This window comes from Streptomyces sp. TRM68367, from assembly GCF_014495685.1.
Classification (GTDB): Bacteria; Actinomycetota; Actinomycetes; order Streptomycetales; family Streptomycetaceae; genus Streptomyces.
In genome coordinates, this window is the sequence record NZ_JACTVI010000014.1 from 117,302 (window position 1) to 125,627 (window position 8,326).

Genomic DNA, 8,326 nt, shown 5'->3' on the forward strand with positions numbered 1-8,326 from the left:
ACGGTCTGACGGAGGGACTCGACGTGTTACGTACAGTTCGCGCGAAGATATCCGCGGCCCTCGGCGCCGCCCTGGTCGCCTCGTTCGGAGTCGCCGCGAGCGGGACTCCCGCACATGCCGGCATCACCGACTGCTCCGCCGGTGCGCTGTGCCTCTACACCCAGTACAACTTCCGCGGTAACCCGGTCCAGATCTTCGGGAACCAGCCGGATCTCACCCTGTACCCGGTCGAGGACATCAGGTCGCTCTACAACAACAGTCCCTGCACCGCTGTGATCTACGCCAAGCCGAACTATGCGGGTGACCGGGTGGTGCTGGCGGGTCACACCGCCGTCCCCCGCATCGAACCGAACAGCCCCGTCGGGGACGAGATCGCTTCCGTCCGGTGGGGCGACTGCCCGTGACGTTACGTCGGGGCCACGAGCGGGGCCCGCGGTCCAGGGTGGTGGACCGCGGGTCCCGCTCTGCCTGTCACCACGGCGTGAGGAATCCCATCACCGCCGTGAAGGACGAGCAGCTGTCGATCAGTTTGTGTGAGCGTGGGGCGTAGGTGCCGGCCAGGTTGCCCATGCTGTTCACGGACGTGCAGCCGGTGCGCTGGGCCATGCGGCGGCGGTCCGCGTCGGCGGGGGTGTAGCCGGTGCCGCGGTAGTAGGCGACGGCACGGCTCCGGCGGCGGTCGTCGATGTTGTTGAAGACGGAGCGGACGGGGGCGGTGGCGGTCCAGGGGCATGTCGCGCTGCCCGTCTGCCAGTCGGGGTCCTTGTCCTGCCAGCTGCACATGTCACCGTTGCCGTTGCGCTCGCTGAAGAAGCAGACGCTGTTGCGCGGGCAGCGGTGATAGCCGTAGACCACCTGACCGTCGGGCCCGGTGGGGAAGGCCTGGTCGCGGGGCAGGGCTGCGAACACCGGGGTGCCGTCGTCCGTGGTGACGTGGCGGTACGCCGCGATCGACAGTGCCGTCGTCGCCAGCAGCGTTGCCGCCAGGGCCGCCGTGAGGAACGGGTGCCGGTGCCGGAAGGAGCGTGGGCGGGGACGGCGCGTGCGCAGGCGGGGGATGCGGGGTGAGCGAGGGCTGCCCGCGGCCCGTTCGACCCGGCGGAGCAGGGCCTCGCCGGTGATCCGGTCGGTGCTTGCCGGTGTCAGGCAGGCGAGGACGATCTCCCGCCAGGCCGGCGGGAGTCCGGGGGAGAGGCGTAGTTCCTCGGCCCCTCGGGCGTAGCGCAGTGTCGCGTCGGTGCGGGCCTCCGATGTGCCGCCGGGCAACGGGAACGTTCCGGCGAGGACCACGTGAGCCAGCACGCCGAAGGCCCAGATGTCGGTGGACGGGCGGATCAGTGTGCCCCGCTCGTCGATCTCGGGCCAGAGGAGTTCGGGTGGGGTGTAGTCGGGCGTGGCGAAGCCGGGGGCGTAGGCGTGGGTGCCCTCCAGTTCGGCGGCCATGTTGAAGTCGGCCAGCCGTATCGAACCGTCCTTCATCAGCAGGACGTTGGCCGGTTTCAGGTCGGCGTGCACCCAGCCCGCCCGGTGCAGCTGGCGCAGGCCCTCGCAGATCTGCGCGAGCAGGGCGGGGCCGTCGGAGGGCGCCGGGGTGCTGTCCAGTACGGCGTCCAGGGATCTCTCGGCCCGCTCCAGGACGATCACCGTGGCGCCGTCCAGCTCCGGGTGGTCCGGGTCGTCGACGGTGAGGGTGTCGTACATCCGGATCAGGCGCGGGACGCGCAGCCGCCGCAGCACCTCGACCTCGCGCTCGGCCAGTTCGCGCAGGTGGCGCAGCTGACGCGGGGTGCGCGTGCCGGTGGGCAGGAACTTCAGCGCCGCCTCGCGAGGCAGGCCGTCCCGCTCGTCCCGGGCGGCACGCCGCGCCGCGTACACCGTCGCGAACGCCCCCGACGCAAGCGGCTTCCGCACCTCCCACGGGCCCACCCGGTAGCCCTTCGGCACCGGAACCGCGTACGTCTCGGACCCCTTGTACGCGCCGAACCCGTCCAGCCCTTCGTATCCGGCCTCCTCGTACGACCGCCCGCTCACCGCGCCGCCCCGCTCGCCGCCGCCGCGAGCACCACGAGGTCGTCCTCGCGGACCAGATCGAAGCGGAGCGCCAGCGAGACCAGTGACTCCTTCTTGCCGTGCACGCGCCGACCGGGCTCCGCCGTGTCCGGGCCGGGCCGTAGCCGCAGCTTGAGCGCGAGGTAGTCGATGTTCCAGTAGACGGCGGACCGGCTGACCGTGGGCCAGGTCGGCCGCAGCCGCTCCACCAGCTCCTCCACCGCCGGCAGCGGGGCGTGCGGTGCGCCGCGCAGCCGGGACTCGCACAGCGCGACCAGGACCGCGAAGTACCGCTTGGTGCCGTCCAGGGCGAAGGCCGGTGCTGTGACCGCTCCCGGCAGTCCGCGGCGGGCCGCGGTGCGGAAGGCGTGCCGTGGCGCCCATACGTCGAAGGTGAGCAGGTCCCCCGCCGCGGGCAGCACCACGCGCGAGAACTCGAACGGGACGGGCGCCTCCACCCGCCCCGGCGCGACCTTGACGTGTTCCCCGGCGCCCTCCGGGTTCTCCACGACGTAGGTCTGGGCCTCGCTGAGGTTGCTCAGCAGCCAGTAGGTCCGGTGGGCGATGATCTCCCCGGCGATCCGGGGCACCCCTTCGTGTGCGATGGTCAGGCCGCCGCCTGTCCGGGACCGGCCGAAGGCGAGCCTCTCACCCGTGGCGATCCTGAGCTGGCCGTCCGGCCGACCGCAAGACGGTGGCACGACAATCACGCTGTACATGGGTCGTCCCCCTCCCCCAGTTCATTGAGGGCCACCCTCCCCCGTGCGATAACAGGTCAAAAGAAGGGTAAAGGAGACGAGTGCGCGGGCTCGAAGCTTTCGGCCGCCTCGGCGGGTTGGCGTACGGAGGGCGACATGCCGAAGCGGCCTCCGGTTCTCCCCCGAGGGGACCGGAGGCCGTGGTCGGCCGGTATCGGGTCAGGTCAGCACGGGCGCAGGGACCAGATCGGGTCCCAGGTCGCCGTGCCCGCCTGGTACGCCGTCGACGTCCAGCGGACGCTGCCGTTCTGGTTGAAGAACTTCGCGACCGTGCCCGGCGTCTGGTTGTTGGTGAACGGGCCGTCGCCGGTCCAGTTGTGCACGTTCCAGGTCTGGCACTTGTAGAAGTCGAACTTGGTGCCCTTGACGATCATGCAGAGGTGGCCGTAGCCGCAGGCCAGGTCCTGGGCGCCGAGCTTGCCCTTCGGGGCGTCGGTGACCTTCAGACCGCCGTAGTCGACCGCGTTGGCGGTGACCTTGACGGGCTTGTAGTCACCGCGCAGGACCTGGTCGGCGGCAGTCTGGAGGCTGGTCACCCGGGTGCCGTCCGGGTCGGTGGCGGCGGTGGCCGCGACCGTGGAGCCGGCGACCATGGCGGTGGCCGCGACGAGCAGTGCAGCGGGCTTGATGATGTTCACTGTGGATTCCCCCATGAACCTCGGTGGTCGTACCGCCGAAGCGGTGTGCACCAACAGTCCCAACCGCGCCCGCTGTTCGGTACCTCGGATGTCTCAGGGTCACTTCTCTTCCGCGGGCGTGTACACCTTGAGGTAGTGCGCGAGGCGGGCGGCGTAGTCGCGGTACTTCGGGGGAACCCCGCCCGCTTCGTTCACCTTCCTGTACGACGTCCGGTAGGCGGCGGCGATCAGCACGCGGCGGTCGCCGGACAGCCCGTCCTCCAGGCGCGGTTCGATGAAGCAGAGGTAGCGGCCCATGGCGGGGATCGATTCGGCGGGAGTCAGCGGCGGCCGCGGGGTCTCCTTGGCGGGGACGCCGTCCTCGCGGATCCACCAGCGCAGCACGCTCGGGGTCCAGCGGGCGATGCCGTACTCGCCCTCGCCGCCCACGCCCGGGTCGGACAGATCCGGGTCGAAGTCGCTCTCGACCTTCAGCATCGCGGCGATGAGTACGGGCGTGACCTTCGGCTGCACGCAGTCGTGCGCCGAGTCGACGATCAACTGGCGGTACTCCGCCGGGATGCCCTTGTCCGTACGGAGCTCGTCCTCGCCGTACCGGGCGAAGGTGACCTTGGTGCTCTCGGGGCTCTGCTCGTCGCCGCTGTCCGCCCAGGTGCTGACGCCGTAGCCGAGCGCGGCGACGGCGAGCGCGGCCGCAGTCGTCGACACGATCGTCGTACGGCGGGAGCGGCGGCGCGGGAAGGGCAGGCGCAGCAGGTGTGCGGTGCCGGTGGCGGAATGTACCCGGCGCAGCAGGGCCTCGGTGGTGACGCGGTCCGCGTGCGTACGGGTCAGGCAGGAGCGCACGATCTCCTGCCAGGCCCCGGGCAGTTCCGGCGACAGACGCAGCTCGTCGGTGCCGCGGGCGTAGGCGACGGCCGCGTCCCGGCGGGCCGCCGGGGTGCCGCCGGGCAGTGGGAAGGAGTCGGTGAGGACGAGGTGCGCGAGGACGCCGAAGGCCCAGACGTCGGCCGAGGGGCGGATGCGGCGGCCGCGTTCGCCGATCTCGGACCAGAGGAGTTCGGGCGGGGTGTAGTCCGGGGTGGAGAAGGCCGGTGTGTAGGCGTGGGTGCCCTCCAGTTCGGCGGCCATGTTGAAGTCGGCCAGCCGTGCCGAGCCGTCCTTCATCAGCAGCACGTTGGCGGGTTTCAGGTCGCCGTGCACCCAGCCCGCCCGGTGCAACTGGGCCAGGCCCTCGCAGATCTGCGCGAGCAGGGCGGGGCCCGCGGCGGGGCGGGGCGTGTCGGCGAGCAGGGCGGACAGGGAGCCCTCGGCCTTCTCCAGGACGAGGACGGTGGCGCCGTCCAGCTCCGGCCGGTCCGGGTCGTCGACGGTGCGGCTCTCGTACATGCGGATCAGCCGCGGGCGCCGGAGCCTGCGGTGCAACTCGACCTCGCGGTCGATCAGTTCCCGCAGGTGGGCCAGCTGGCGCGGGGTGCCGGTGCCGGTCGGCAGGAACTTCAGCGCGGCCGTGCTGGGCAGGTCCTCGGCACCGCCGCCCTTGAGGACGTCGGCACGGTCGCCCGTCCGCCGCCCCTCGTACACGCTGCCGAAGGCACCGGTGGCGATCGGGTCCCGTACCTCCCACGCGCCCACCCGGTAGCCCTTGGGCACCGGCACGGCGTACGGCTCGGTCACCGGGCCGCCCGGCCCGACGGGGCCGCGAGGACCACCAGGTCGTCCTCGCGGACCAGGTCGAAGCGCAGGGCCAGGGAGACCAGGGACTCCTTCTTGCCGTTCAGGCGCGGGCCCGGCTCGGCGGTCTCCGGGGCGGGCTTGAGTCGCAGCTTCACGGCCAGGTAGTCGATGTTCCACTGCACCGACGCCCGGGACGCGGCCGGCCAGTTGGGGCGCAGCCGCTGCACCACCTGGTCGACGGTGGGCAGCGGGGCGTGCGGCGCGCCGCGCAGCCGGGGTTCGCACAGGGCGGCCAGGACGGCGAAGTACCGCTTGGTGCGGTCGACGGAGAAGGCGGGCGCGGTCGTGGCCCCGGCGGCGCCGGTGGCGCCGTCGCTGCCGTCCTCGCCGATGCAGGTAGTCGTGGCGCGGCGCCCACACCTCCAGTGGCAGCAGGTCGCCGGCCGCGGGCAGCACGATGCGGGAGAACTCGAACGGGACGGGTGCGTCGAGCCGCCCCGGCCCGACCTTGATGTGCTCGCCGGCGCCCTCCGGGTTCTCGACGACGTACGTCTGTTCCCGGCTGAGGTTGCTCAGTACCCAGAAGGCGCCCTGGGCGGTGATCTCACCGGCCCGGCGGGACACACCGTCGTGCGCGATGTGCAGCGCGTTGTCGCTCGCGGAGCGGCCGAAGCTGAGCCGCTCGCCGGGCGCGAGCCGGATCTGGGGTCGGTGCTGTTCGTCCTCCGAGGTCGGCGGAGGTACCACGATGATGCTGTACAAGGTGCGTCTCCCCGTGCCTGACAGCTACCCACGTCAGACTAGGGCGACGCGCCAGGGCCGTGTCCCCCTCTTTCGGGTGAGACACGGCCCTGTGACGTGTTTGGCGCGAACTGGTCACTGAAGCCGGCGGGTTCGCGCCCAGGCGCGTTCAGTAGCGCGGGCGGTTGAACCAGGCGCTGCCGTTGGAGTTCCCGACGAACACGGCGATCAGGACGGCGAGCACGGTGTACACGAGGCCCACCAGGACGAACGGGTAGATACCGAGGACCGCGGTGATGATCGCGAAGACCATGATGGTGATCCGCATGCCGTTGCGGCCGGAGTTGAACTTCAGCGCCAGCACGGCCGCGAACACACCCCACGCCAGCGCGAACACGGCCATCGCCCAGATCATGCCCGCCGAGTAGTCGGCCAGCTGCTGGAAGTTGACGTTGTTCTGCAGCGTCTCGTCGCTCTTCGCGGCGTTCACACTCGCGGCACCGACCGCGAACAGGGCCACGCCGATGAGCTGGAGGCCGACGATGACCCAGAGCATCACACGGGCGGCGCTGACCGAGCCGGGCATGCTCGTCGGGGCCGGGGGGCCGCCGTACTGCTGGACGGGCGGGGCGGCCGGGTAGCCGTAGCCGCCGGGCTGCTGGGGCTGGCCCTGCTGCGGGTAGCCGTAGCCGGGAGCGCCCGGCTGCTGCTGGCCCTGCTGCGGGGCCCCATAGGGGTTGTTCGGGTCGCCGAAACTCATGTGGTTCTTTCCTCCGTTGGTTCTCGTGCGGGGACGACGCGCGGCACCGTAAGGAGGAGAGTTCTACAGATGCGGTCTGTCCCCCCGGCACTGCCCGCGGCACTGTGCAGTTCATCGTTCTTTACGGCCGACTTACTTGTCCAGCCGCACTCCCTATGCGTTGTGCAAGTGCAACATCAGCGATCATGGGCGGATATGCGGTGTCGGGTTCCCCGGGACACCTGGATTGGAACCAAGGCCCGGTCATCCGCGAGGATGGGGTCATGACCGCCCAGATTCTCGATGGCAAGGCCACCGCAGCCGCGATCAAGTCCGATCTGACCGCCCGCGTGGCGGCGCTGAAGGAGAAGGGCGTCACGCCCGGCCTCGGCACGATCCTGGTCGGGGACGACCCCGGCAGCCAGAAGTACGTCGCCGGCAAGCATCGCGACTGCGCCCAGGTCGGCATCGCCTCCATCCAGTGCGAACTGCCCGGCACGGCGACGCAGGAGGAGATCGAGGCGGTCGTCCGCGAGCTCAACGAGGACCCGGCCTGCACCGGTTACATCGTCCAGCTGCCCCTCCCCAGGGGCATCGACGAGAACCGCATCCTGGAGCTGATGGACCCGGACAAGGACGCCGACGGCCTGCACCCGATGAACCTCGGCCGGCTGGTCCTGAACGAGCCGGCGCCGCTGCCCTGCACCCCCAACGGCGTGCTCACGCTCCTGCGCCGCTACGGCGTGGAGATCAAGGGCGCCGAGGTCGTGGTCGTCGGCCGCGGCGTGACCATCGGCCGGCCGATGCCGCTGCTGCTCACCCGGCGCAGCGAGAACGCCACGGTGACCCAGTGCCACACCGGCACGCGCGACCTGTCGGCGCACCTGAAGCGCGCGGACATCATCGTCGCCGCCGCCGGGTCCGCCCACCTGATCCGCGCCGAGGACGTCAAGCCGGGCGCGGCCGTCCTCGACGTCGGCGTCTCGCGCAGCGCCGAGGGCAAGATCGTGGGCGATGTGCACCCGGACGTCGCCGGGGTGGCCGGCTGGATCTCCCCGAACCCCGGCGGTGTCGGCCCGATGACCCGGGCGCAGCTGCTGGTCAACGTGGTCGAGGCGGCAGAGCGCAGTGTCCGCTGACGGAAGCGCGCACAGCGCCGAGAGTGCCGAGAGCACCGAGAACGCCGAGAACGCCGAGGAAATGGAGGTCCGGGACCCGGTCAGCGCGCCCGACGCCGAGGGGCGGCCACGGCGTACGACGCGCCGCTTCCCGCTGTTCACCAAGGACACGGCACGGCCCGAGGGCGGTGGCCGGGCCGCGTCCGGCGAGGCACCGGCACCGGCCCGGCAGTGGCCGATGCTCGCCGTGCTGGGCACGGTGGGGCTCGGTCTGCTCGTGACCGCGTTCGACCTGTTCCGGCTCGGCACGCTGCTGGTCGGCGCCGCGCTGCTGGCCGGGGCCGTGCTGCGCTGGGTGCTGCCCGGCGTCGGCATGCTCGCCGTGCGCTCCCGCTTCACCGACATCGTGACGTACGGCGTGCTGGGCCTGTCGATCGTCATGCTGGCGCTGATGGCGCAGCCGAACCCGCTGCTGGAGATTCCGTTCCTGAAGGACACCCTGCACTTCACGGTGAGCAACTAGTGGTGTGTCGCTGCTTAATTACGGTGTGTCTGGTTGGGAGGTTGGTGTCTGGCAGATTCCTTCCCCTTTGCCAGACAGGGCTG

Annotated in this window: 8 protein-coding genes and 1 pseudogene; 3 read left to right on the top strand and 6 right to left on the bottom strand. The window is 71.2% G+C overall.

Annotated features, from left to right (window positions below; genetic code table 11):
- The first annotated feature begins 23 nt into the window (after positions 1-23).
- Positions 24-404, top strand: a complete 381-nt coding sequence (locus H8R17_RS12895; RefSeq protein WP_187823303.1) for a peptidase inhibitor family I36 protein — start codon at positions 24-26, stop codon at positions 402-404.
- A gap of 67 nt (positions 405-471) precedes the next feature.
- Here the strand turns inward: H8R17_RS12895 and H8R17_RS12900 are convergent, their stop codons facing one another.
- The 6 genes and pseudogenes from H8R17_RS12900 to H8R17_RS12920 form a co-directional block, all read right to left on the bottom strand.
- A complete protein-coding gene (locus H8R17_RS12900) occupies positions 472-1,992 on the bottom strand; it encodes a serine/threonine-protein kinase (RefSeq protein WP_262505220.1) in 1,521 nt (506 codons plus the stop codon).
- 35 nt (positions 1,993-2,027) lie between these two features.
- Positions 2,028-2,768, bottom strand: a complete 741-nt coding sequence (locus H8R17_RS46630; RefSeq protein WP_262505215.1) for an FHA domain-containing protein — start codon at positions 2,766-2,768, stop codon at positions 2,028-2,030.
- 203 nt (positions 2,769-2,971) lie between these two features.
- Positions 2,972-3,460 carry a hypothetical protein gene (locus H8R17_RS12905; RefSeq protein ID WP_223124955.1) on the bottom strand — a complete coding sequence of 163 codons (489 nt, stop codon included), beginning with the start codon at positions 3,458-3,460 and terminating at the stop codon, positions 2,972-2,974.
- Positions 3,461-3,544: 84 nt separating this feature from the next.
- Entirely contained in the window at positions 3,545-5,122 is a 1,578-nt protein-coding gene (locus H8R17_RS12910) for a protein kinase domain-containing protein (protein WP_187823305.1), read from the bottom strand.
- Positions 5,119-5,884 (bottom strand): annotated as a pseudogene (locus H8R17_RS12915) (FHA domain-containing protein). The gene H8R17_RS12910 and the pseudogene H8R17_RS12915 overlap by 4 nt, the downstream one beginning before the upstream one ends.
- 148 nt (positions 5,885-6,032) lie before the next feature.
- Positions 6,033-6,623 (bottom strand): hypothetical protein, encoded by a 591-nt coding sequence (locus tag H8R17_RS12920; protein WP_187823306.1) that lies wholly within the window; start codon positions 6,621-6,623, stop codon positions 6,033-6,035.
- Positions 6,624-6,886: 263 nt separating this feature from the next.
- Here H8R17_RS12920 and H8R17_RS12925 point away from each other — a divergent pair, with 263 nt between their 5' ends.
- A complete protein-coding gene (locus H8R17_RS12925) occupies positions 6,887-7,741 on the top strand; it encodes a bifunctional methylenetetrahydrofolate dehydrogenase/methenyltetrahydrofolate cyclohydrolase (protein WP_187823307.1) in 855 nt (284 codons plus the stop codon).
- A gap of 61 nt (positions 7,742-7,802) precedes the next feature.
- A complete protein-coding gene (locus H8R17_RS12930) occupies positions 7,803-8,243 on the top strand; it encodes a DUF3017 domain-containing protein (protein ID WP_187823315.1) in 441 nt (146 codons plus the stop codon).
- Positions 8,244-8,326 lie beyond the last annotated feature (83 nt).